Origin of the sequence: Klebsiella sp. MPUS7, assembly GCF_009905335.1 — a bacterium.
Taxonomy (GTDB): domain Bacteria; phylum Pseudomonadota; class Gammaproteobacteria; order Enterobacterales; family Enterobacteriaceae; genus Klebsiella; species Klebsiella grimontii.
Genome location: NZ_CP047604.1, coordinates 2019735 through 2042060 on the forward strand (window position 1 = coordinate 2019735; position 22326 = coordinate 2042060).

General features: G+C 53.2%; 24 protein-coding genes and 3 tRNA genes. 20 read left to right on the forward strand and 7 right to left on the reverse strand.

Annotation, left to right across the window (positions count from 1 at the left end; all coding sequences use genetic code 11):
- Position 1: 1 nt before the first annotated feature.
- The 3 genes from GUC22_RS09485 to dgcQ all read left to right on the forward strand — a co-directional run bounded on the left by GUC22_RS09485 (position 2) and on the right by dgcQ (position 2943).
- Positions 2-913 (forward strand): DUF808 domain-containing protein, encoded by a 912-nt coding sequence (locus GUC22_RS09485; RefSeq protein ID WP_004136590.1) that lies wholly within the window; start codon positions 2-4, stop codon positions 911-913.
- 75 nt (positions 914-988) lie between these two features.
- Positions 989-1168 (forward strand): YodC family protein, encoded by a 180-nt coding sequence (locus GUC22_RS09490; protein WP_004122136.1) that lies wholly within the window; start codon positions 989-991, stop codon positions 1166-1168.
- A 107-nt stretch (positions 1169-1275) separates the two neighbouring features.
- The gene (gene dgcQ, locus GUC22_RS09495; RefSeq protein ID WP_049131492.1) at positions 1276-2943 is read left to right on the forward strand and encodes a cellulose biosynthesis regulator diguanylate cyclase DgcQ; all 1668 of its coding nucleotides are present in this window, start codon (positions 1276-1278) and stop codon (positions 2941-2943) included.
- Positions 2944-3272: 329 nt separating this feature from the next.
- Here the strand turns inward: dgcQ and yodD are convergent, their stop codons facing one another.
- Positions 3273-3488, reverse strand: coding sequence for a YodD family peroxide/acid resistance protein (gene yodD, locus GUC22_RS09500; protein WP_004136598.1), 216 nt, complete (start codon positions 3486-3488; stop codon positions 3273-3275).
- A 132-nt stretch (positions 3489-3620) separates the two neighbouring features.
- On the opposite strand from yodD, the gene dsrB reads away from it, so the two are divergent.
- Complete coding sequence (gene dsrB, locus GUC22_RS09505) at positions 3621-3809, forward strand: protein DsrB (protein ID WP_004136599.1); 189 nt, start codon at positions 3621-3623, stop codon at positions 3807-3809.
- Positions 3810-3850: 41 nt separating this feature from the next.
- Here the strand turns inward: dsrB and rcsA are convergent, their stop codons facing one another.
- On the reverse strand, positions 3851-4474 hold the full coding sequence (rcsA, locus tag GUC22_RS09510; RefSeq protein ID WP_004136600.1) for a transcriptional regulator RcsA: 624 nt from the start codon (positions 4472-4474) through the stop codon (positions 3851-3853).
- 454 nt (positions 4475-4928) lie between these two features.
- Between rcsA and yedD the strand changes: the two genes are divergently transcribed.
- Positions 4929-5342, forward strand: a complete 414-nt coding sequence (gene yedD, locus GUC22_RS09515) for a lipoprotein YedD (RefSeq protein WP_024359893.1) — start codon at positions 4929-4931, stop codon at positions 5340-5342.
- 49 nt (positions 5343-5391) lie between these two features.
- On the opposite strand, the gene amyA is transcribed toward yedD, so the two are convergent.
- The gene (amyA, locus tag GUC22_RS09520; RefSeq protein WP_160183494.1) at positions 5392-6879 is read right to left on the reverse strand and encodes an alpha-amylase; all 1488 of its coding nucleotides are present in this window, start codon (positions 6877-6879) and stop codon (positions 5392-5394) included.
- 201 nt (positions 6880-7080) lie between these two features.
- Here amyA and tcyJ point away from each other — a divergent pair, with 201 nt between their 5' ends.
- The 5 genes from tcyJ to sdiA all read left to right on the forward strand — a co-directional run bounded on the left by tcyJ (position 7081) and on the right by sdiA (position 11408).
- Entirely contained in the window at positions 7081-7881 is an 801-nt protein-coding gene (gene tcyJ / locus GUC22_RS09525; RefSeq protein ID WP_004136603.1) for a cystine ABC transporter substrate-binding protein, read from the forward strand.
- 95 nt (positions 7882-7976) lie between these two features.
- Positions 7977-8963, forward strand: coding sequence for a D-cysteine desulfhydrase (dcyD, locus tag GUC22_RS09530; RefSeq protein ID WP_024359891.1), 987 nt, complete (start codon positions 7977-7979; stop codon positions 8961-8963).
- A gap of 15 nt (positions 8964-8978) precedes the next feature.
- A complete protein-coding gene (gene tcyL, locus GUC22_RS09535) occupies positions 8979-9647 on the forward strand; it encodes a cystine ABC transporter permease (protein ID WP_004103458.1) in 669 nt (222 codons plus the stop codon).
- Positions 9644-10396, forward strand: a complete 753-nt coding sequence (gene tcyN / locus GUC22_RS09540; protein ID WP_004122108.1) for an L-cystine ABC transporter ATP-binding protein TcyN — start codon at positions 9644-9646, stop codon at positions 10394-10396. Before tcyL ends, tcyN begins: the two co-directional genes overlap by 4 nt.
- 289 nt (positions 10397-10685) lie before the next feature.
- A complete protein-coding gene (gene sdiA / locus GUC22_RS09545) occupies positions 10686-11408 on the forward strand; it encodes a transcriptional regulator SdiA (protein WP_024359890.1) in 723 nt (240 codons plus the stop codon).
- 67 nt (positions 11409-11475) lie between these two features.
- Here sdiA and GUC22_RS09550 read toward each other — a convergent pair whose 3' ends face one another.
- Positions 11476-11700 carry a DUF2594 family protein gene (locus GUC22_RS09550; RefSeq protein WP_004122104.1) on the reverse strand — a complete coding sequence of 75 codons (225 nt, stop codon included), beginning with the start codon at positions 11698-11700 and terminating at the stop codon, positions 11476-11478.
- A 462-nt stretch (positions 11701-12162) separates the two neighbouring features.
- Between GUC22_RS09550 and uvrY the strand changes: the two genes are divergently transcribed.
- The 8 genes from uvrY (at position 12163) to GUC22_RS09590 (ending at position 17506) form a co-directional block, all read left to right on the forward strand.
- Positions 12163-12819, forward strand: a complete 657-nt coding sequence (gene uvrY / locus GUC22_RS09555) for a UvrY/SirA/GacA family response regulator transcription factor (protein ID WP_004122102.1) — start codon at positions 12163-12165, stop codon at positions 12817-12819.
- A complete protein-coding gene (uvrC, locus tag GUC22_RS09560; protein ID WP_049099988.1) occupies positions 12816-14648 on the forward strand; it encodes an excinuclease ABC subunit UvrC in 1833 nt (610 codons plus the stop codon). The genes uvrY and uvrC overlap by 4 nt, the downstream gene beginning before the upstream one ends.
- Before the next feature lie 57 nt (positions 14649-14705).
- Complete coding sequence (gene pgsA / locus GUC22_RS09565; RefSeq protein ID WP_004122100.1) at positions 14706-15254, forward strand: CDP-diacylglycerol--glycerol-3-phosphate 3-phosphatidyltransferase; 549 nt, start codon at positions 14706-14708, stop codon at positions 15252-15254.
- Between the two features lie 151 nt (positions 15255-15405).
- Positions 15406-15481: transfer RNA gene (locus GUC22_RS09570), tRNA-Gly, on the forward strand.
- A gap of 38 nt (positions 15482-15519) precedes the next feature.
- Positions 15520-15593, forward strand: a tRNA-Cys gene (locus GUC22_RS09575).
- 13 nt (positions 15594-15606) lie between these two features.
- Positions 15607-15693, forward strand: a tRNA-Leu gene (locus GUC22_RS09580).
- 190 nt (positions 15694-15883) lie between these two features.
- Positions 15884-16771: a dihydrodipicolinate synthase family protein gene (locus GUC22_RS09585; RefSeq protein WP_024359888.1), complete on the forward strand. Its 888-nt coding sequence runs from the start codon at positions 15884-15886 to the stop codon at positions 16769-16771.
- 66 nt (positions 16772-16837) lie between these two features.
- A complete protein-coding gene (locus GUC22_RS09590) occupies positions 16838-17506 on the forward strand; it encodes a YecA family protein (protein WP_004136609.1) in 669 nt (222 codons plus the stop codon).
- Positions 17507-17536: 30 nt separating this feature from the next.
- Here GUC22_RS09590 and tyrP read toward each other — a convergent pair whose 3' ends face one another.
- On the reverse strand, positions 17537-18748 hold the full coding sequence (tyrP, locus tag GUC22_RS09595) for a tyrosine transporter TyrP (protein ID WP_024359887.1): 1212 nt from the start codon (positions 18746-18748) through the stop codon (positions 17537-17539).
- A 193-nt stretch (positions 18749-18941) separates the two neighbouring features.
- On the opposite strand from tyrP, the gene GUC22_RS09600 reads away from it, so the two are divergent.
- A complete protein-coding gene (locus GUC22_RS09600; RefSeq protein ID WP_004136615.1) occupies positions 18942-19181 on the forward strand; it encodes a YecH family metal-binding protein in 240 nt (79 codons plus the stop codon).
- A gap of 36 nt (positions 19182-19217) precedes the next feature.
- On the opposite strand, the gene ftnA is transcribed toward GUC22_RS09600, so the two are convergent.
- Entirely contained in the window at positions 19218-19715 is a 498-nt protein-coding gene (ftnA, locus tag GUC22_RS09605; protein ID WP_004136616.1) for a non-heme ferritin, read from the reverse strand.
- Between the two features lie 421 nt (positions 19716-20136).
- Between ftnA and GUC22_RS09610 the strand changes: the two genes are divergently transcribed.
- Positions 20137-20775 (forward strand): RpiB/LacA/LacB family sugar-phosphate isomerase, encoded by a 639-nt coding sequence (locus GUC22_RS09610; protein WP_004136617.1) that lies wholly within the window; start codon positions 20137-20139, stop codon positions 20773-20775.
- Positions 20776-20822: 47 nt separating this feature from the next.
- Here the strand turns inward: GUC22_RS09610 and GUC22_RS09615 are convergent, their stop codons facing one another.
- Positions 20823-22247, reverse strand: coding sequence for an MFS transporter (locus GUC22_RS09615; RefSeq protein ID WP_064411575.1), 1425 nt, complete (start codon positions 22245-22247; stop codon positions 20823-20825).
- Positions 22248-22326: the final 79 nt, after the last annotated feature.

Genomic DNA, 22326 nt, shown 5'->3' on the forward strand with positions numbered 1-22326 from the left:
TTTGGCGGGAAGTAGTCTATTAACCTTATTGGATGATATTGCCACTTTACTCGATGATATTTCGGTCATGGGGAAACTGGCAGCAAAAAAAACGGCAGGCGTATTGGGAGACGATTTATCGCTTAATGCTCAACAGGTCACCGGCGTGCGGGCCAACCGCGAATTGCCGGTCGTTTGGGGCGTAGCCAAAGGCTCACTGATCAATAAAGTGATCCTGGTACCGCTGGCATTGTTGATCAGCGCTTTTATCCCGTGGGCGATTACCCCGCTGCTGATGCTGGGGGGGGCGTTTCTCTGCTTCGAAGGCGTCGAGAAGGTGCTGCACAGTCTGCAGGCCCGGAAGCATAAAGAGGATCCGCAGGTTCGCCGGCAGCGGCTTGAGGCCCTGGCGAGCCAGGACCCCATGGCTTTTGAACGGGATAAAGTGAAAGGGGCAATACGTACCGATTTTATTCTGTCGGCTGAAATTGTCGCGATTACGCTGGGGATTGTGGCTGAAGCGCCGTTATTAAATCAGATCCTGATTTTGTCCGGCATCGCGCTGCTGGTGACGGTGGGGGTTTACGGTCTGGTGGGGATCATAGTCAAGCTTGATGATATGGGCTACTGGCTGGTGGAGAAAACCAGCTCGTTGGCGCAGTGGTCAGGCAAGGCTTTGTTGGCGATTGCGCCCCGCCTGATGAAAGTGTTGTCCATCGTTGGCACGCTGGCGATGTTCCTGGTCGGCGGCGGCATTGTGGTGCACGGTATTACGCCGCTGCACCATGCCATTGAAAATCTCGCCCATGGGCAGAATGCGGTGATTGCCTCGCTGCTGCCAACGGTCGCCAACCTGGTGCTGGGATTCATCATTGGCGCTATTGTGTTGGCCGGTGTGAAAGCGATTGGCGCTCTTCGTCGTCCGGCGAAGTAAATGTGCTCCTACTCATGCAAAGTGGTTCAGCTTCGTCTAAGGTAAATCTGTTTCTTCCTGATACCGGAGGCAAAAATGGTCTTGTTGGTCAGTGATGAAGTGAGGCGAAAAAACGGTGGCCCCCGCATGGTCGTTACCGGGTTCGCCAGCGGCATGGTGGAGTGCCGCTGGTATGACGGTTACGGCGTTAAGCGCGAGGCGTTTCGTGAGGATGAACTTATTCGCGGAGGGGGAGGGAAGTCGAATCGCACCTGACCCTTTATCAGCGCCCGGCATTCGTCGGGCGTTTTCATAATAGTGATTATTTTACAAACAGGGAGCGTGGATGACGTTTGCTTCTTTAACTGTGCTGCGAGAAAACGATGGATAAGCTGATGTGGGTGGAAAAATTGCGTCAGATTTTAAGCCCCGGATATGTGGTTAACCTCTGTTTTTTTATCGTCTTCTGCTTCTCCACGCTGCTGATATGGCGTGAGATCAAGGTCCTGGAAGAAGCCTACGTTGCAAACCAGCGCAATAATCTTGAAAACGTGGCCCATGAGTTCGACAGTTTGCTGCAGTTTAATATCGACAGAATGATTTTTTTTCGCAACGGTATGCGGTCGGCGTTGGGTACGCCGTTGGATTTTGCCGCGCTGCGCAAGGCCGAAGAGGATTACTTAACAAAGCGGCACGATCCCATATGGTCGGTTGAGATCCATAACCGCCGGACGCTGCCGATCTACGGCGTCGCGGATGCCTTTGTCGACAGCGACGCGCTGCTTTCCCGTGATAATCCCTTTTCCGGAAATGAGCTCATGGCCACACTGGAGCTGGGTTATATGCTGCGTCTGGCCAATAACAACCGTGGATTTGCGAAACGCATGCTGTACGTGTCGCGCAGCGGTTTTTTTACGACGACCGAGCTGCCGAAAAATTCGACGCAGGCGCTGGCTCTCTATTCGCGGGCAACAGGCGCCGCCTGGTTTACCCGACAAACGCAGCGGAATAATCCTGCTCGCGGTATTGTGTGGCAAACGTTTCCCGATAATGAATCGCAGCGCGAAATGCAGGTGGTGACGGCGTCTATTCCGCTTGATTTCCAGCGCTACTGGCTCGGCGTTCTGGCGATGGATTTCTCGGTACAGGAGATGAAAACATTTCTGGTCAATGCGATCAAAACGGGCGAGGAAGGTGAGTACCAGCTTTATGATAATCGACTCAATTTAATTGCCTCCTCCGCGCCGGGCAACGTGCTGACGCTGCTGTCGCCGCGTGAACAGGAGATGCTAAGCCGCGCCTCTTCCCATGAGAATCAGGGCGGGATTCGCCTGGTCACGCGCTATATCAGCTGGGAAAATTTACGCAATTTTGATGGGGTGCTGATCCGTATCCATACTATCCAGGAAGGGGTCCGCGGTGATTTTGGCAGCATCACCATTGCGCTGATGCTGATGTGGTTAATGTTCACTTTGATGCTGCTGATCTCCTGGCTGGTCATTCGTCGAATGGTGCGCAACATGAGCGTGCTGCAGACCTCGCTGGAATGGCAGGCCTGGCATGATGCGCTGACCCGTTTATTAAACCGCGGCGCGCTGTTTGAACGCGCCATTGCGGAAACTCGCCTGAGCGAGCGTCTGAAGCGGCCTGTGGCGGTAATTCAGCTCGATCTGGATTACTTTAAAAGCGTTAACGATCGCTTCGGTCATCACGCGGGGGATCGCGTGCTGTCGCTGGTGGCCAGCACTATCGCCAGCCATATTCGGCAAGGCGATCTGGCGGGGAGGGTTGGCGGGGAGGAGTTTTGTATTGTGCTGCCCAATACCCCGTTAAAAGAAGCGCAGGTGATTGCTGAACGGATCCGTATCCGGATCAATAGCCGCGAAATTTTGCTGGGTAACAGCATTTCTTTGCGTATTACCGCTTCGCTTGGGGTGAGCGGTAGCGATGATACCGGCGAATATAACTTCGAAAATTTGCAGTCAGTCGCCGATCATCGCTTGTATCTGGCCAAGCAGAACGGGCGCGATCGGGTCTGTGCCGAAGGGTGAAAGAAATTTCTCTTGTGAATAAATTGAATTGAAATCATCCACTATGGTTATTTTAGTGAGATTATTCTTAAAAATCGTTTAGCGGCAATCGGACGTTCGTAGAAGAACGAAGGGTTGCAGTCCTTGCCTGGCGAGCTTTGCCAGCGTGGCGGTAATGCTAAGCCACATTTTTCAATAATTTGCTTCATGAATGTTTGTTGTCATGCAAAATAATTGAGGGTAATGTTTGTAGCGCATCGGAAATCCTGGTGTAACGAATTTTCAAGTGCTTCTTGCATTAGCAAGCTTCATCCCGACTCCTGCGAGTCGGGATTTTTTTCGCGCAGAATTCAGCGGTTGGCTTCGGTGACGCTGAAGTCATGGATATCGAGTTCAAAGGCCTCAGCCAGCTCGCGCCAGGTATGGTAATCCCGGCCATCAATACTGACGCGGTGGGGATCGTCTTGCGTACGCTGCACTTCACTTTCGCTGATTTCATTAATCGCCGCCAGCAGGGCGTCAACATCAACGCCGCCTGCGCCATTATTTTCTTTGGCGGTTTTCATTTCGGCTACCTCGCTTAACTCAGATAGGGCCTCTTAAGTATAGACGGTCTACAAAAACAGCAGTTACCGGGCCGGACACTGCGCGATCGGCTGTTTTGTTCTACACTGGCTCAAAAATAGAGGAGATGAGTTATGCAGGTAAACGATCGTGTCACGGTGAAGACCGATGGCGGCCCACGTCGATCGGGTGTTGTGCTGGCGATAGAGTCGTTTAGCGAAGGGGTGATGTATCTGGTTTCGCTGGAAGATTATCCGCTCGGCATCTGGTTTTTTAACGAGAACGGGCATCCCGACGGTATTTTCGTTGAGCGGGACGAGTGACTTGCCGTAAGTGAACTGGCGGCAGCGGCCGCCAGCGTCTTTCAACGCAGGTTGACATGAATTCCGGACGTGATGTTTTCAGTCAGTCGTACGATGTGATAAATCACCTGTTTATTGTGGGTGTGAATTTTCTTTTTAATATTGCCCTTGTGCGATGAGACGGTCTTCGCCTTAATGTTCATCTGCGCTGATATGTGCGAGGTTCCGTGACCAGCCATCCACATCTGCAGCATATTTGACTCGGTCTGGCTTAAAGACAGCGTGGGGATATTAAGCCGGGCGGCACGATAGTTCTCATATTTCAGGCGGATGGCGAGAATGTCATCGAGGTCTTTTTCGGTCAGAGATTTAGAGCAAATAAGTAAGTTTTTGCGCACCAGCAGGTAGTGGTTGAAATGAATATTCGCCAGCGACATAAAGATCACAAATAGCGTCGCAGGATACTGGCTAATGATTTGCCGGATTAGCTGGTTGCTGTCTTCATGATGAATAAAGCAATCTTCGTTGATAAATACCACTGAAGGTCGGCTGGTCTCACAGAGGGCTTTCAGGCTTGGCGCACTGTGTACTTCAGTGATATCTCGCTTCCTTACCCCCCTGCCAGTGAGGTACCCGGTTAATCCCAGCCGGGTGAAGCTGCACAAATCCATAATAATCGTTGACATGACCCATCCTCAATCAACACGTAACGATAATTTATTCCTCGCCGACAAGCGATGAAGTCCATTTAGTTAGCAATTAAAACGACTGATGCCATGGAACCATTAGGCAGCCTGAACTATTTCGTATAAGCCCCATAATTTGCCAGGAATATTCTCAAAGTAAAGGCTACAAATCGCTATGTGGAGGAAATAAAAACATTAAATACCCGTCATATATAGGATGGCCATTATGGCGGTATTTTAAAATAGGATTATCCTTATATTGAATGGTTAAAATAACATCTTCTGATTTATCGGTTTTATAAGATGAGTAAGAATAACTTAACATTCGAAGGCAATTTTTAGCCATATTGGCTGAGCCGGCCGCGTCTTGCTGCGCCGCTCCCCGATCCGGGAAGGGTGGCGAGCTTAACGCTTTAATGCCACAATGTTTTTTTATCGGTTTGTGGGATGGATGATGAAAAAGATAGTGTTTGCTGGTGCTCTGCTGACCCTCGCCGGGTGCGTTCAGGTTGATAGCTACAGCGATGTTGTTAAAGCTCCAGCGCCGACAGGGCTGGAAGGATACTGGCAATCGGCAGGCCCGCAGAGCGAGATGATGAGCCCGGAGGCGATCGCCAGCCTGATAGTGACTAAACAGGGTGACACGCTTGACTGTCGTCAGTGGCAGCGGGTCATCGTCCTGCCGGGGAAATTAATGAAGCGTGATGACGCGGTTTATAACGTCACCTCCGCTTTGGACGTCTATCCGATTGAGCGCGAAGGCGATACCCTGAGCTACGATCGGATGACGCTTAAAAGGGTGGATCGTCTCACCCCGGAGTGTGAACTGGCACGGAAAAAAGCGTCGGCGGATAAAAACGGACAATAAGCTTTTTGCGGGCTGAAAACCTTCTCAGCCCGCGGTGTTTCCCCGTATTTTACAGCACCTCTTCAATAACCCAGACGCTGACGCTGCCGCCGTTACAGGTAAAGATGCCGTTTCCTTCATCGTCGGTTTCAATGACCTCCTCACGATTGCCGAGAAAATCCCGCCAGCGTTTATTACGGTAGTTTTCGCCCAGAGGCAGCGTTTTTTCGCCGTCGTCGCCGTTGGAAAGCACCACCACGCAGCCCGGATCTTCCTCGGTGCCGCTTCGGCTGAAGGCGATACAGTTCGGATGGTCGAACCACAGCGTTTGTACGCCGTGAGCAAAACGCTGACGGGCATCGATCAGCTCATGTAATTGCTCGATCACCGGCATCTCAATGGCGTAGGTCTCGCCGTCGCCGCCGGTATCCTCATAGCTGGCGCCGAACAGATCGGCATAAAAGACTGACGGAACGCCGTTCTCACGTAACAAAATCAGCGCATAGGCCAGCGGCTTGAACCAGGCCTCAACCGGCGCCTCCAGCGCCTGCAGCGGCTGGGTGTCGTGGTTAGTCACCAGAGTCACAGCGTGGAACGGGTCGGCTTCCACCAGCGTGCCGCTAAAAATCTGGCTCATGTCGTAATCGCGACCCTGCCGCGAGGCTTCATGGAATTTCATCTGCAGGGGGGCGTCGAAGAGCATCGTCTTGCCGTCAACCATGGCGATATACTGCTGGAGCTTATCGACTTCATGCGACCAGTATTCCGCGACGATAAACAGCGGTTTTGTCGCGACCTCCTGGACGTGGTCGATCCACTCTTTATAAAACCAGGCGGGGATATGCTTAACCGCATCGAGACGGAAGCCGTCGCAGCCGGTTTGTTCCATCACCCAGCGCGCCCAGTACTTAATCTCCTCGGTCACCGCCCGATTACGAAAGTCGATATTTTCGCCCATCAGATAGTCGAAGTTACCCATCTCATCATCGACCTGATCGTTCCATCCCTCCCCGGTATAGTCGTTGACGATTTTAAACACGCCATCTTCGTCGGGATTCTCGATATGATCGATGCCGCTGAAGCACTTATAATCCCAGATGAATTCAGAGTATTGGCCGGCCCGTACCGGGAAGGTGTAGCGCGTCCAGGCTTCACACTCAACAATCTTATCGGCGATCTGCGTGCGGTCGTTTTGATCAACACGCTGAATGCGTACCGGCTCTTTCTCATCCGCGCCCATTTTATGGTTGACCACCACGTCGAGCAGCACGGCGATATCGTGCTGGCGCAGCGCGGCGATAGCGGCCAGTAGCTGGGTTTTATCGCCGTATTTAGTGGCGACAGACCCCTTTTGATCGAACTCGCCGAGATCAAACAGATCGTAGCAGTCATAACCGACCGAATATCCTCCGGAGGCTCCCTTATAAGCTGGGGGCAGCCAAATCATATTGATACCGATTTCATTGAGGTTCGGCGCCAGGGCCTCGACTTCACGCCATAATTCGCCGCCGGTGGGGTAGTACCAGTGAAAGCACTGCAGTAACGTGGGGTTTTTCATCTTCCATGCTCCAGACGTCATCAAGCTGACTATTGCAGTATGAGAGATATCCAGCAAAATGCAGACGTTTCGCCTACGTTTTCCCTATGCCCTAAAAGGCATCATATATAATAATTTGGAATAAGATGTAGCGTATCGATGTTGGTGACCGGGGCTAAACGCCTTACACTATTGCAAAATATCACTCTGTTAGGGGTATCTATGAAATTAGCACTTCTGGGTCGTCAGGCGCTGATGGGCGCAATGGCCGTTGTATTAATGGCTGGCGTCAGCGCAAAAACCTTTGCGGCTGAAAATCTGCTCAATCAGGTTAAAGAGCGCGGCACGTTACGCGTTGGCCTGGAAGGGACTTATCCGCCATTCAGCTACCAGGGAGATGACGGTAAGCTGACCGGTTTCGAGGTGGATTTTGCTAACGAGCTGGCAAAACACCTTGGGGTGAAAGCTGACCTTAAACCCACTAAGTGGGACGGCATGCTGGCTTCGCTGGATTCTAAACGTATCGATGTGGTGATCAACCAGGTCACTATTTCCGATCAGCGTAAGAAAAAATATGACTTCTCTACGCCGTACACCATCTCCGGGATTCAGGCGCTGGTGAAGAAAGGTAACGAAGGCGTGATCAAAACCGCTGCCGACCTGAAAGGTAAGAAAGTTGGCGTTGGCCTGGGCACCAACTATGAAGAGTGGCTGCGCCAGAACGTACAGGGCGTCGACATTCGTACTTATGATGATGACCCGACGAAATATCAGGATCTGCGCGTAGGCCGTATCGACGCTATCCTGGTTGACCGCCTGGCGGCGCTGGATCTGGTGAAGAAAACCGGCAATACCCTGGCTGTAACCGGGGAAGCTTTCTCCCGCCAGGAGTCCGGCGTTGCGCTGCGTAAAGGTAATGAAGACCTGCTGAAAGCGGTTGATGGCGCCATTGCGGATATGCAAAAAGACGGCACCCTGAAGGCGCTGTCGGAAAAATGGTTTGGCGCTGACGTGACGAAGTAACGACCGGCGATGAAAAAAGGCGCTCTTGATAGCGCCTTTTTTTATTTCGTGCGCCATAGCGTGCATAATCAAGGATAACTCAGTCAGGAGGTATTATGTCACTGCAAAATTTAACCCTTTTCCCGCGTCTGGAACTGATTGGCGCGCCGACGCCGCTTGAATACCTGCCGCGCTTGTCCGATTACCTTGGCCGCGAAATCTTTATCAAGCGTGATGATGTGACCCCGCTTGCGATGGGCGGCAACAAACTGCGTAAGCTTGAGTTCCTGGCGGCTGATGCGCTGCGGGAGGGGGCGGATACGCTGATTACCGCAGGGGCCATCCAGTCCAACCACGTGCGCCAGACGGCGGCCGTGGCGGCAAAACTGGGCCTGCACTGCGTGGCGCTACTGGAAAACCCAATCGGCACCCGGGCCGAGAACTACCTGACTAACGGTAACCGTCTGCTGCTTGACCTGTTTAATACTCAGGTCGAAATGTGCGACGCGTTGACCGATCCGAATGCGCAGCTGGAAGAGCTGGCGACCCGTATCGAGGCTCAGGGCTACCGTCCGTACACGATCCCGGTTGGCGGTTCGAACGCGCTGGGCGCGCTGGGCTACGTTGAGAGCGCGCTGGAAATTGCCCAGCAGTGCGAAGGAGCGGTTGAGCTCTCCTCCGTGGTCGTCGCGTCCGGCAGCGCCGGTACGCATGCGGGCCTCGCCGTGGGGCTTGAGCAACTGATGCCCAATGCCGAGCTTATCGGCGTGACCGTGTCGCGCAAGGTGGCCGACCAGCTGCCGAAAGTGGCTGCGCTGCAGCAGGCGGTGGCCAATAGCCTGGAGCTGGAGGCAAAGGCTGGGATTCAGCTCTGGGATGACTACTTTGCGCCGGGTTACGGGACGCCGAACGACGAAGGGATGGCCGCTGTGAAGCTACTGGCGCAGCTGGAAGGTATCCTGCTGGATCCGGTTTATACCGGGAAGGCGATGGCTGGACTGATTGATGGCATCAGCCAGAAACGCTTTAAGGATGAAGGCCCAATACTGTTTGTTCACACCGGCGGCGCCCCCGCGCTGTTCGCCTATCATCCTCATATCTAATGCAGAACACATAGAATGCAAGAGAGTATCCAACTGGTGATCGATTCTGCGCCTTTTCTGCTGAAAGGCGCGGTATTTACCCTACAGCTCAGCATCGGCGGCATGTTTTTTGGCCTGGTGCTGGGGTTTATTCTGGCGCTGATGCGTATGTCGCCCGTCTGGCCGATTAAGTGGCTGGCGCGGATGTACATTTCCATCTTTCGCGGAACGCCGCTGATAGCGCAGCTGTTCATGATCTATTACGGCTTGCCGCAGTTTGGCATTGAGCTGGATCCTATTCCCGCGGCGATGATCGGCCTGTCGCTCAATACGGCGGCCTACGCTGCGGAAACGCTGCGCGCAGCGATTGCCTCGATTGATAAAGGGCAATGGGAGGCGGCAGCGAGTATCGGGATGACGCGCTGGCAGGCGATGCGCCGCGCTATTCTTCCCCAGGCGGCGCGCGTGGCGCTACCGCCGCTGTCCAACAGTTTTATCAGCCTGGTGAAAGATACGTCGCTGGCGGCGACGATCCAGGTGCCGGAACTGTTCCGCCAGGCCCAGTTGATCACTTCCCGGACGCTGGAGGTTTTCACCATGTACCTGGCCGCTTCGCTTATCTACTGGGTAATGGCAACGGTGCTTTCTACGCTGCAGAACTATTTTGAAAATCAGCTGAACCGCCAGGAGCGAGATCCAAAATGAGTGCGATTGAAGTCAAAAACCTGGTGAAAAAATTCCATGGCCAAACGGTGCTCCACGGTATCGACCTTGAGGTTCAACAGGGTGAAGTGGTGGCGATCATCGGTCCCAGCGGGTCGGGGAAAACGACGCTGCTGCGCAGCATTAATCTCCTGGAGCAGCCGGAAAGCGGCACGATTCGCGTTGGCGACGTGACGATCGATGCCGCGCGCAGCATTAACCAGCAAAAAGCGGCGATTCGTCGTCTGCGTCAGCATGTGGGCTTTGTGTTTCAGAATTTTAATCTGTTCCCCCATCGTACAGTGTTGGAAAACATTATCGAAGGGCCAGTCATCGTCAAAGGGGAGGATAAAAATGAATCCATCGCCCGGGCGCGTGAACTGCTCACGAAAGTTGGGCTTACCGGTAAAGAGAATAGCTACCCGCGCCGTTTGTCCGGCGGACAGCAGCAGCGCGTGGCGATAGCTCGCGCGCTGGCGATGCGTCCCGATGTCATTCTATTTGATGAGCCAACGTCGGCGTTAGATCCGGAGCTGGTCGGTGAGGTCCTCAATACCATTCGCCAACTGGCTCAGGAGAGGCGCACGATGGTTATCGTGACCCATGAAATGAGCTTTGCCCGTGACGTTGCGGACCGTGCTATTTTTATGGATCAGGGGCGCATCGTTGAACAGGGAGAAGCGAAATCCCTGTTTGCTAACCCTCAGCAGGCGCGTACCCGGCAGTTCCTCGAAAAATTCCTGATGCAATAATTTCTTTGCGCTGGCCGCATTCGCTCAGGCGGATGCGGCAGGCCGCGAAGAATTTCCGCTTTATCAGCAAAAAAAGCCTCCCCAGATATTGGCGCTCATCAACGGCGATACATCTGTCAAGGTTTTGTGCCACGTCAATTGGCATAATTTTTTAACGCGTCTGGCGCTTTTGCCAACCGCAGTCTAATAAATGCGGTGGCTACCATTTTTTATACATATAAGCAGGATTTATGTGTTAGTTTTATGTATTTATAATAATGATTATCACTCAGGAGTTATTTGGTCAGTTATGAGGGACAATGATTTTTTCAGCTGGCGGCGGGAAATGCTGCAACAATTTCAGTCAGTTTCTGCAGGCGAGGGGGTTTTTCATCTTCTCCAGCAGCAGGCAAAAGGGCTGGAATATGACTACTTCGCACTCTGCGTACGGCATCCCGTGCCTTTTACTCGCCCCAGGGTGACGCTGCAATCAACCTATCCGCAGGCCTGGATGGCGCATTATCAAGCCGAGAATTATTTTGCGATCGACCCGGTACTGCGTAAGGAGAATTTTCTTCGTGGGCATTTGCCCTGGAACGATAAGCTATTCAATGATACGCCTGAATTATGGAACGGCGCGCGCGACCACGGATTACGCAAGGGCGTGACGCAGTGTCTGACGCTGCCTAACCATGCTCAGGGATTCCTGTCGGTTTCAGGCGCAAGCCATAGCCAGGGCCCTTTTGCGGAAGACGAACTGGAGATGCGCTTAAGAACCCTAACCGAATTGAGCCTGCTGACGCTATTGCGCCTGGAGGACGAGATGGTTATGCCGCCGGAAATGAAATTTAGTCGACGTGAACTGGAAATTTTGAAATGGACAGCAGAAGGGAAAACCTCGGCTGAGGTCGCAATGATTCTGTCTATCTCTGAAAATACCGTCAATTTCCACCAGAAGAATATGCAGCGAAAATTCAATGCGCCAAACAAAACCCAAATTGCCTGCTACGCCGTAGCGACGGGCTTAATTTGATTTAATTGGTTGTTCTGCGTGCCAGACGTAAGACCGGCTGTTAGTAATACCTTCAGCCGGTAAATGATTACTGACGATATGCCTGTTTAATTTGCTTAACGGTGCTGGAGAATACGGCAGCCTGAGCCTCATCTTCCATCTGCGCGATTTGCTTTTCCATTTTAATAATCACGCGGCCTGCATCAGCCTGACCCATGGCCTGCAGCATCAGCGTTATCATTGCTTTCAGGCACGAAACTTCCTGTGCCAGTTCTTGATTATTTTCCGCAGTGGAAAAATCTGGTGTGCTCATCGATATCCTCGGTTGCTTTCTGCGCAAATGCGCATGACTAAAAGTGAAGGCGGCGCAGTATACCACAAGCAAAGGAAAAAAAAGGAGTGCTGGATTTCCGTTCTCTCATCCGAATGGTGAATGATTTAATTCACTGAATAATACGTATTCATGAGGTCTAAGCGGGCTAATTTTTTCGTGGCGCTGTTTTCGTGTTAATAATTGTTACATATTCAGGCGCTTATTTATCACCTACGCAATGTGTTGTGTTTTTACGTAATCTGTATGATGAATGTTAAAAAATAACTATTGCACAACTCTATGTTATGTATGGCTTTCCAGCAGGTGTGCAGACAAATTTCCATCGCGGCGGAAGAAATCTTTCCAACAACATTTTTTGGCTTTTAAAATTAGGTTAAAACCCGGTAATATGTGGGAGATAAGCTATCAGTAGCGTTATCCCTAATTCTGGAGAATATTCCTTTGATCAACGTCCTTCTTGTTGATGACCACGAACTGGTGCGCGCAGGGATACGACGCATTCTGGAAGATATAAAAGGGATTAAAGTTGCCGGCGAGGCCTGCTGCGGTGAAGATGCCGTGAAATGGTGCCGCGCGAATCCCGTAGATGTTGTCCTGATGGATATGAACATGCCGGGTATCGGGGGCCTTGAGGCCACGCGAAAAATTGCCCGTTCCGTTGCCGATGCTAAAGTCATTATGCTTACCGTCCATACGGAAAATCCGCTGCCGGCAAAAGTGATGCAGGCTGGCGCCGCAGGTTACCTTAGTAAAGGCGCCGCGCCGCAAGAGGTCGTGAATGCGATTCGCTGCGTGGCGTCAGGCCAGCGTTACATCGCCTCTGATATCGCCCAGCAGATGGCGCTTAGCCAGATCGAACCAGAAAAGGCGGAGTCGCCGTTTGCCAGTTTGTCTGAGCGAGAATTGCAGATTATGCTAATGATTACCAAAGGTCAGAAGGTCAATGAGATCTCAGAGCAGCTGAATCTGAGTCCGAAGACCGTGAATAGCTATCGTTACCGCATGTTCAGTAAATTGAATATTCATGGTGATGTGGAGCTGACGCACCTGGCAATTCGCCATGGCCTGTGCAATGCGGAGTCGTTAGCAAGTCAGTGAGTGATGTTTTTGACGCAAAAGCTTTCCTGAAAACAGTGACCAGCCAGCCGGGCGTCTATCGGATGTATGATGCTGGCGGTACTGTCATCTATGTAGGCAAAGCAAAAGATCTGAAAAAGCGGCTTAGCAGCTATTTCCGTAGCAACCTGGCTTCGCGTAAAACCGAAGCGCTGGTGGCGCTTATCGCCCAGATAGACGTCACGGTGACCCACACCGAAACGGAAGCGCTGCTGCTTGAGCACAACTACATCAAGCTATACCAGCCGCGTTACAACGTGCTGCTGCGCGATGATAAATCCTATCCCTTTATTTTCCTTAGCGGTGATACGCATCCTCGCCTGGCGACGCATCGCGGGGCGAAGCACGCTAAAGGTGAATATTTTGGCCCGTTCCCTAACGGTTACGCGGTTCGCGAAACCTTAGCGCTGCTGCAAAAAATCTTCCCCATCCGCCAATGTGAGAATAGCGTTTATCGCAACCGCTCGCGGCCGTGCCTGCAGTATCAAATTGGCCGCTGTCTGGGGCCGTGCGTCGCGGGACTGGTGAGCGAGGAAGAGTATGCCCAGCAGGTCGACTACGTACGCCTGTTCCTTGCAGGTAAAGACGATCAGGTGCTGACCCAACTGATTGCCCGCATGGAAAAAGCCAGCCAGGCGCTGGAGTTTGAAGAGGCGGCGCGGATCCGCGACCAGATTCAGGCCGTACGCCGGGTTACGGAGAAGCAGTTCGTCTCCAATACCGGGGACGATCTGGACGTTATCGGCGTGGCGTTTGATGCCGGAATGGCGTGCGTCCACGTGCTTTTCATACGCCAGGGGAAAGTTCTTGGTAGCCGCAGCTATTTCCCCAAAGTGCCCAATGGCACCGAGCTGGGTGAAGTGGTGGAAACGTTTGTCGGGCAGTTCTATTTACAGGGCAGCCAGATGCGTACGCTGCCGGGCGAGATCCTGCTGGATTTCAACCTCGGCGACAAAACCCTGCTGGCGGATTCACTCTCTGAACTGGCCGGGCGCCGGGTTAACGTACAGACTAAACCCCGCGGCGATCGCGCGCGCTACCTGAAGCTGGCGCGGACTAACGCCGCGACGGCGCTGACCACCAAAATTTCCCAGCATTCGACGATTACCCAACGCCTGCGGGCGCTGGCGACATTGCTCAAGCTTCCCGCCGTCAACCGGATGGAATGCTTTGATATCAGCCATACGATGGGTGAACAGACGGTTGCGTCGTGCGTGGTTTTTGATAGCAACGGGCCGCTGCGAGCGGAGTATCGCCGCTACAATATCACCGGCATCACGCCGGGAGATGATTATGCGGCGATGAACCAGGTTCTGCGTCGTCGTTACGGCAAGGCAATAGAAGAGAATAAAATCCCCGATGTCATACTGATCGACGGCGGTAAAGGCCAGCTTGGGCAGGCGAAAGCGGTTTTTGCCGAGCTGGATGTGCCGTGGGATAAAAATCATCCTCTGCTATTGGGCGTGGCAAAAGGCAGCGATCGTAAAGCGGGGCTGGAGACGTTATTCTTCGAACCGGAAGGCGAGGGCTTTAGCCTGCCGCCGGATTCCCCCGCGCTGCATGTGATTCAGCATATTCGCGACGAGTCGCACGATCACGCCATTACCGGCCACCGTAAAAAACGGGCAAAAGTAAAAAGCACCAGCACGCTGGAAACCATTGAAGGGGTCGGACCAAAACGCCGACAGATGCTGCTGAAATATATGGGCGGTCTGCAGGGGTTGCAGAAAGCCAGCGTGGAAGAAATTGCTAAAGTACCGGGTATATCTCACGGTCTGGCAGAAAAGATCTTCTACTCGTTGAAACATTAGGGGCTCTGTAGCAACATAGGGCTAATTTTTACTTACAACAGATAGTTACCCGTTACTATGCAATTTAATATCCCTACATTGCTTACCCTGTTTCGCGTCATTCTTATTCCTTTCTTTGTACTGGCGTTTTACCTGCCGTTTACCTGGGCGCCTTTTGCCTGCGCGCTAATTTTCTTTGTTGCCGCCGTGACCGACTGGTTTGATGGTTACCTGGCGCGTCGTTGGAATCAGAGCACCCGTTTCGGCGCCTTTCTCGATCCGGTTGCCGATAAAGTTATGGTTGCCATTGCCATGGTGCTGGTTGCCGAGCATTATCATACCTGGTGGGTGACGTTACCGGCCGCCACGATGATCGCGCGTGAAATTATTATCTCCGCACTGCGCGAGTGGATGGCTGAACTGGGCAAGCGCAGCAGCGTCGCGGTATCCTGGATAGGCAAAGTGAAAACCACGGCGCAAATGGCGGCGCTGGTGTGGATGCTGTGGCGGCCAAATATCTGGGTTGAATGGGCGGGGATTGGTCTGTTTCTCGTCGCGGCTGTGCTGACGCTATGGTCTATGCTGCAATATTTGAACGCGGCGCGCGGCGATTTGCTTGATCAGTGATCGTTTCGACGCAATTTTCAGCAAACAACACAAGGTTTTAAAAAATATCGTTGACTCATTGCGCCAGGTAAGTAGAATGCATCGCATCGAACGGCAGCACAGTCTGGCAGACGATAACAAAATCAAGTAATTAGCAAATTAGCTTGATGATGCGGGAATAGCTCAGTTGGTAGAGCACGACCTTGCCAAGGTCGGGGTCGCGAGTTCGAGTCTCGTTTCCCGCTCCAGTTTAGAACATCGGCAGCTGCGGGTGTTAAAGCATTAAGGCGCGTTAGCAAAGCGGTTATGTAGCGGATTGCAAATCCGTCTAGTCCGGTTCGACTCCGGAACGCGCCTCCAATTTCTATCCCGAGCCCGGATGGTGGAATCGGTAGACACAAGGGATTTAAAATCCCTCGGCGTTCGCGCTGTGCGGGTTCAAGTCCCGCTCCGGGTACCATTGGGATAAAGCAGAATAATCAAAGCAATAAGCAGTGTCGTGAAACCACCTACGGGTGGTTTTTTTGTTTTTCTACAACGTCTCTTTTGCCCCTCAACGTCACCTCACTCTATTTTGTCATAGGACAAAACAAGCTTCTGTTGCTACTATCTGCCAGCACTCGATCATTATCTCAATAAGTGGGGATGAAATGTTTACTGGCCTCTGCGCTTTTCCTCTGACTCCGTTCAATCATCACGGCGTTGATGAAACCGCTTTTGCTCGCATTGTTACTCGTCTCGTTGACGCAGCTGTCAATTCTCTCGGCGTGCTCGGCTCCACGGGAAGTTACGCATACCTCAGCCGTGAGCAGAGAATGCAGGTTGTCCGACAGGCAAAATCGCATGCCGGCTCGGTGCCGATGATGGTGGGGATCGGGGCGGTGGGAACCGATCAGGTTCTTCGTCTGGCAGACGATGCCCAGCGGGCGGGTGCGAACGCGCTACTCCTGCCGGTGATGGCTTATCAGCCCCTGTCAGATGAGGAAATTTTGACTTTTTACCAGACCGTTTGTCGCCATGTCTCTGTACCCGTTTGCGTTTACGACAATCCGGTTACTACCCATATTTCTCTGTCCGATGAGCTCAAAAGCGCGTTAGCCGCGCTGCCGGGTATTGCCTCAATGAAAATACCCGGACCCGCCAGCCATGAAGTCGCGCAACGCGTGCAGAGCCTGCGGCGACAGCTCCCGGCCGGGGTGTCTATTGGGATTAGCGGAGACGCCAGCGCGGCCGATGGGCTGAACGCCGGCTGTGCGGTATGGTATTCCGTGTGCGGCGGACTTTTCCCGAACGTTGCCCAAGAGATAGTGGCTGCCGCGAGGCGGGGCGAGGCCCAGCGGGCGACGGCGATAAGCGCCAGGCTGGAGCCGCTGTGGATGCTGTTCCGCAAGTATGGCGGAAGCCTGCGGGTCACTGCCGCCGCGGCGACGATCCTCGGTATGTGCGCTGAGGATTGCTTACCGCGCCCGCTGTTACCGCTCTCGCCGGAGGCCTTTAGCGAGATTGCTGAGACGCTGCGCCGTCTGAACCTTGAGTAGCCGGGTGGTTTTCTCTCGCTATTTCCGCTACTGTAAGCGCCATTTTTTACGACGATGAGCCTGTTTATGAAAACTGGACCCCTGAACGAAAGCGAAGTTGAATGGCTGGATGATATCCTGTCGAAATACGCGGTAGAAGGCACCATCATGGACGTTGCCGAGCTTGATGGGCTGCTGACGGCCATTCTCTCCGGGCCGACGGAGATTGAGCCCGCGCAGTGGCTGATTGCTATCTGGGGAGGAGCGGATAACGTGCCGCGCTGGGCCAACGATCGCGAACGGGATCGTTTTGTGAACCTGACGCTGCAGCAAATGAGCGATATTGCCGAGCGTTTAAGCGATTATCCCGATCAGTTTGAGCCGATGTTTGGCAGCCGGGAAGAGGAAGGGCAGGAACTCACGATTGTCGAAGAGTGGTGTTTCGGCTATATGCGCGGAGTGGGATTGAGCGACTGGTCCGCGCTGCCGTCTGAGCTGCAGGCGGAGCTGGACGCCATCGCCCTGCACGGTACCGAGGAGCGATTCGAGGCGCTCGATGAATTATCCGCCGAAGCGTTTATCGCCAGCGTTGAGCGAATTCGTCCTGCGGCCCTCGCGCTATACAACTACTGGACTGAGCACGCGCAACCGGCGGAAGTTCAGCAGCCCATCAGAAATGAGGCGAAGATTGGGCGCAACGATCCCTGCCCGTGCGGCAGCGGTAAGAAATACAAGCAGTGCTGTTTAGTGAAATAAAAGAAGGGGGCCAAATCGGCCCCCTCTTTTTTACCCCACCGCGGGCAGCAGGCCTGCGACAATCGCAAACTGGATCGCGACAATGCCGATTCCGCATAGCAGAACAAGCCATAGCGCGGGAGAACCGCCCGCCACCCGCCATGCCGCGTCGGGATGCTGCTGACGGCTCTTCATGACCAGCAGCGAAGGCAGCATGAGCGCGAGCACGGCCAGCGCGACGCCCGCGTAGCCTAACGCCATCACGAAGCCGCGTGGATAAAATAGCGCGAAGGCCAGCGGAGGCAAAAAGGTAATCAGACCGCTCTGTAACCGTCCTGCGGCGCTGTTCTGGCGTTGAAACAGATCGGCCAGATAGTCGAACAACCCAAGCGCCACGCCGAGGAACGATGTCGCCAGCGCCAGATCGGCAAACAAGTGTACCGCCAGCTCAACATGCGCCGAGGCAACCACTTCACGGATCGCTTCCAGCAGGCCATTAAGCCCGGCATTTTTTGCCAGCAGCGCGGTAAATACCGGGGAGTCAATACTGCCAAGCGTCGCCAGCTGCCAGAAAATATAGGCGACCAGGGGAATAAAGCTCCCGATGACAAATACCCGGCGCAGCTTGCGAATATCTCCGCCCAGATAACTCACAATACTGGGTATGCTGCCGTGAAAACCAAAGGAAGTAAAAATCACCGGAATGGCCGACAGCGCCAGTCCCTGCTGTAGCGGCAGAGTCAGCAGATTTATCTGGTGAATATGCGGCAGCAGAAGAGCCAGCATAATGGCGAGAAAGATAATTTTGGCGCTGAATAAAAAGCGGTTGAAAAGATCGACCAGCGAGGTCCCGATGCACACTACCGTTCCACCGATCCCGGTAAAAATCAGGACACCTGCCGCGGGAGGCAGGCGCCAGTCCAGCCACTGATTGAGGCTGGAAGCCAGCAGCTCGCCGGCGCCGCTGATATAGGCGGCGGTGAGCGCGTACAGCAGAAACAGCATGCAAAAACCGGTAGCCCACTGCCCGTAACGGCCCAGATAGCGAGCCGCCAGCGAACCCAGCCCCATATCCGCCGGCACGTGTTGATACACTTCCAGCAGCAGTAAGGCGGTGTAACACATCAGCGCCCACAGCGTTATCAGCAAACCTAAGGTGACGCCGAAACCGACGCCCGCCGACGCCAGCGGCATCGCTAACATCCCGGCGCCGATGGTGGTGCCGGCAACGATTAAAATACTACCCAGAGTGCGGTTCTTCACGCTTTTCTCTATCCATCACGGATTACACAATTAATTATGCCGCGCAGAGTATGTGAAATCAGTGAGTTCGTCAAATGAGGGTTACAGATAGCGTAATGAAAAATTTACACCACAAAGGGTTGCGCTAAAGCTGCGCTGGCGCAATAACCTGCCGCTGCGGCTGGTTTACTCTTCGGGGTTTACGGGAGGGGTTATGCCATCAATTCATGGTCACGAAGTGCTGCAAATGATGATTTCATCAGACGAGTCTTACACTGTTGCTACGCTGGAAGCGGCGATTATCGCCCGTTTCGGGAAAGAGGCTCGATTCCATACCTGCTCGGCGGAAAATCTGAGCGCGGCGGAGCTGGTGGCGTTTTTGCAGAAAAAAGGCAAGTTTATTGCCGCTGATGAAGGGTTTAATACGCACGAAAGTAAAATTTGCCGCCATTAATTTGGCAGCGAGCGCTGAGCCTCGCTGCCGTCTTTATTAATTTTGCGTATCGAGCGTTGCCAGCTCTTTATCAATAAAATACAGGCCTTCGCCGCTTTTGCCGGCGAGGGACAGTTTATCAATAACGGATTTAAACAGTTTCTCTTCTTCGTGCTGTTCAGCAACGTACCACTGCAGGAAATTAAATGTTGGATAATCCTGGCTGGTCATCGCCGCATGGGCCAGTTCGTTAATTTTCTGCGTAATCAACTGTTCATGTTCATAGGTCGCGCGAAACAGCTCATCCAGAGAGGTATATTCGGCAACCGGCGAAGCGATAGCGGTGATGCTGGGCAGGCTACCGGTATCGGTCAGATAGTCGAACAGGCGCTGCATATGGGTCATCTCTTCCTGCGCGTGGCGGCGCAGAAACGCGGCGGCGCCTTCAAAACTGTGATAGCTGCACCAGGCGCTCATTTGCTGATAAAGCAGAGAAGAATAAAGTTCGAGGTTCATCTGCGCATTCAGCTTTTCGATCATTTCATTTTTTAGCATCAGGCCGCTCCGGGAAAATAGAATTAAGGATTATTGTGCGCTCACTATAATTTGTTATTAATTTATTTGCAAAAAGTAAATTAATAAAATCATTTATTAATAATGCAAATGGGAATAACACGCATTGGCGATTTAAAAATAATGAGAATGGTTTTAATTTAATATTTTAAGCCATTAATCGGCAGATCAATTTTAGCGGCGAGAATTGACCTGCCAGGCAACCGTAACTGGATGAGCCTGAGACGGGCGCGGGGGACGACGCCTTACCGGCAGGGGACGGAAGTCAAAAGTGTGAGGCGAGATGCAATTTATAAAACAACTTTTCATAAAATTTGAAAGTATGTTCGTAAGGTAGTATTGTTCTTAGCAACGCTAACGAACTATCGCGGGAGTGCCCGCACAGCATTCAGGAGAGTAAAGCATGAAAATCGCACTGATGATGGAAAACAGCCAGGCGAACAAAAACGCCATCATCCTCAATGAGTTAAACGCCGTTGCTGACGAGAAAGGTTTCCCGGTTTATAACGTCGGGATGAGCGATGAAAACGACCATCACCTGACCTATATCCATCTGGGGATCATGGCCAGCATCCTGCTGAATTCGAAAGCGGTCGATTTTGTCGTGACCGGCTGCGGCACGGGCCAGGGCGCGCTGATGTCGCTGAATATTCACCCGGGCGTGGTTTGCGGCTACTGCATCGATCCTGCGGATGCCTTCCTGTTTGCGCAGATCAACAACGGTAACGCGCTTTCTCTGCCGTTTGCGAAAGGGTTTGGCTGGGGCGCGGAGCTGAACGTCCGCTTTATCTTTGAAAAAGCCTTCACCGGTCGCAACGGCGAAGGTTATCCGCCGGAGCGTAAAGAGCCTCAGGTACGTAATGCCGGGATCCTGAACACGGTGAAAGCTGCGGTTGTTAAGGAGAACTACCTGGATACGCTGCGCGCCATCGATCCGGAGCTGGTAAAAACCGCCGTTTCTGGCCCTCGTTTCCAGCAGTGTTTCTTTGAGAATTGCCAGAATAAAGAGATCGAAGCGTTCGTTCGCCAGATCGTCGGTTAATATCCGATCAGTATGAATTTTCCAGGCCAGCGCTGCTGGCCTTTTCTTTATCTACTTGTTTTGTTCGATACGCTGCTACCCGCTTCTCTGCTCAAATGCAGGCTATCAATCATTCCTACCAGGCAAATCAACGCAATAAAAATAAACGACAGGCGGAAGCTGATGCCCGGCAGGTGAGAAAGCGTAAACCAGTCGCTGAACGCTTCCCCAAGACGAATACCAATCGCGCCGAGCGTGATCCCAAGCCCAACGGCCAGCTGTGAAGCGGTACTGAACAGGGTATTGGCATAGCTCATTTGCGTGGCAGGTACATCGGCAAACGCGAGCGTGCTGATGCCGGTAAATTGGATAGAACGGAAAACGCCGCCAAGATACAGAATCACCAGGATCAGCCAAACTGGCGTTTGCGGGGTTAAAAAAGCGCAGGCCAACAGCGAGAAAACGTTTAATGCGCCGTTAATCAGCAGCAGGCGGCGAAAGCCCAACCAGCGGATCAGCGGCGTTGTGAGGGGCTTGATGGTTAAGTTGCCGACAAACACGGCCAGCACCAGCAGCCCCGAGTGGAAGGGGTCCATACCAAATCCGACCTGGAACAGCAGCGGCAGCAGAAACGGCACGGCGCTAATCGAGGCGCGGAACAGGGAACCGCCGTACATGGTGACCCTGAAGGTGGGGATCTGTAGCGCATCAAGGCGCACCATCGGCCACGCGGTTCGACGGAAATGCCGCAGCGAGAAGAGCATACAGCCAAGGCCTAACGCCAGCAGCGCCAGGGTGTGCCAACCCAGAGGCTGGCGCTCGCCGAGAAGCTCCATGGCGGCAACCAGGCTAATCATCGCCACCGAGGTGGCAAGAAAGCCGGGCAGATCGAAAGGACGGCGCTCATCTTCGCGAATATTGGAAATGATGCGCAGCGACAGGGCGATAGCGATAAGCCCGAGCGGAACGTTAATAAAGAATATCCAGTGCCAGCTGGCGTAGCGGGTAATAAATCCGCCCAGCGGCGGGCCAATAATTGGCGCGACCAGCGCCGGCCAGGTCAGGGTAGCAATCGCCTTAATCAGCTGATGTTTCGGTGTGGTTCGCAGCACCGCCAGCCGGCCAACGGGTACCATCAGCGCGCCGCCTATCCCCTGAAGAATGCGCATCGCGACGAACACATCAACATGGGTCGACAGCCCGCAAAACACCGAAGCCAGGGTAAAAATCGCCAGCGCCAGAGTAAAGATTTTCCGGGCGCCGAAACGATCGGCGATCCAGCCGCTGGCCGGTATCAGGACCGCAAGGGTAATAAGATAGGCGCTAATCCCGATATTGAGATCGACCGCCGTCACGCCAAAATCTTTCGCCATGTCGGGCAGGGCGGTGGCAATCACCGTGCCGTCGAGAAACTCCATAAAAAAGGCGCCAGCCACCAGCAGCGCAGGCCCTGAAAAAGAACGGTCATCCCTGGAAGAGGTGTTTGTACTCATTATTGTGTCGCTGCCATAGCAAAGAGAGCGCAGAGTTGTCCGGAGCGTTCAGTGCTTAAATCTCCGGTTTCGCTCACTG

Bases quoted from the DNA above. Each gene is read 5' to 3' on its own strand.
- GUC22_RS09490 (WP_004122136.1), top strand. From the start codon at position 989: ATGGTCTTGTTGGTCAGTGATGAAGTGAGGCGAAAAAACGGTGGCCCC.
- dgcQ (WP_049131492.1), top strand. From the start codon at position 1,276: ATGGATAAGCTGATGTGGGTGGAAAAATTGCGTCAGATTTTAAGCCCC.
- yodD (WP_004136598.1), bottom strand. From the start codon at position 3,488: ATGAAAACCGCCAAAGAAAATAATGGCGCAGGCGGCGTTGATGTTGAC.
- dsrB (WP_004136599.1), top strand. From the start codon at position 3,621: ATGCAGGTAAACGATCGTGTCACGGTGAAGACCGATGGCGGCCCACGT.
- rcsA (WP_004136600.1), bottom strand. From the start codon at position 4,474: ATGTCAACGATTATTATGGATTTGTGCAGCTTCACCCGGCTGGGATTA.
- yedD (WP_024359893.1), top strand. From the start codon at position 4,929: ATGAAAAAGATAGTGTTTGCTGGTGCTCTGCTGACCCTCGCCGGGTGC.
- amyA (WP_160183494.1), bottom strand. From the start codon at position 6,879: ATGAAAAACCCCACGTTACTGCAGTGCTTTCACTGGTACTACCCCACC.
- tcyJ (WP_004136603.1), top strand. From the start codon at position 7,081: ATGAAATTAGCACTTCTGGGTCGTCAGGCGCTGATGGGCGCAATGGCC.
- dcyD (WP_024359891.1), top strand. From the start codon at position 7,977: ATGTCACTGCAAAATTTAACCCTTTTCCCGCGTCTGGAACTGATTGGC.
- tcyL (WP_004103458.1), top strand. From the start codon at position 8,979: ATGCAAGAGAGTATCCAACTGGTGATCGATTCTGCGCCTTTTCTGCTG.
- tcyN (WP_004122108.1), top strand. From the start codon at position 9,644: ATGAGTGCGATTGAAGTCAAAAACCTGGTGAAAAAATTCCATGGCCAA.
- sdiA (WP_024359890.1), top strand. From the start codon at position 10,686: ATGAGGGACAATGATTTTTTCAGCTGGCGGCGGGAAATGCTGCAACAA.
- GUC22_RS09550 (WP_004122104.1), bottom strand. From the start codon at position 11,700: ATGAGCACACCAGATTTTTCCACTGCGGAAAATAATCAAGAACTGGCA.
- pgsA (WP_004122100.1), top strand. From the start codon at position 14,706: ATGCAATTTAATATCCCTACATTGCTTACCCTGTTTCGCGTCATTCTT.
- GUC22_RS09585 (WP_024359888.1), top strand. From the start codon at position 15,884: ATGTTTACTGGCCTCTGCGCTTTTCCTCTGACTCCGTTCAATCATCAC.
- GUC22_RS09590 (WP_004136609.1), top strand. From the start codon at position 16,838: ATGAAAACTGGACCCCTGAACGAAAGCGAAGTTGAATGGCTGGATGAT.
- GUC22_RS09600 (WP_004136615.1), top strand. From the start codon at position 18,942: ATGCCATCAATTCATGGTCACGAAGTGCTGCAAATGATGATTTCATCA.
- ftnA (WP_004136616.1), bottom strand. From the start codon at position 19,715: ATGCTAAAAAATGAAATGATCGAAAAGCTGAATGCGCAGATGAACCTC.
- GUC22_RS09610 (WP_004136617.1), top strand. From the start codon at position 20,137: ATGAAAATCGCACTGATGATGGAAAACAGCCAGGCGAACAAAAACGCC.
- GUC22_RS09615 (WP_064411575.1), bottom strand. From the start codon at position 22,247: ATGAGTACAAACACCTCTTCCAGGGATGACCGTTCTTTTTCAGGGCCT.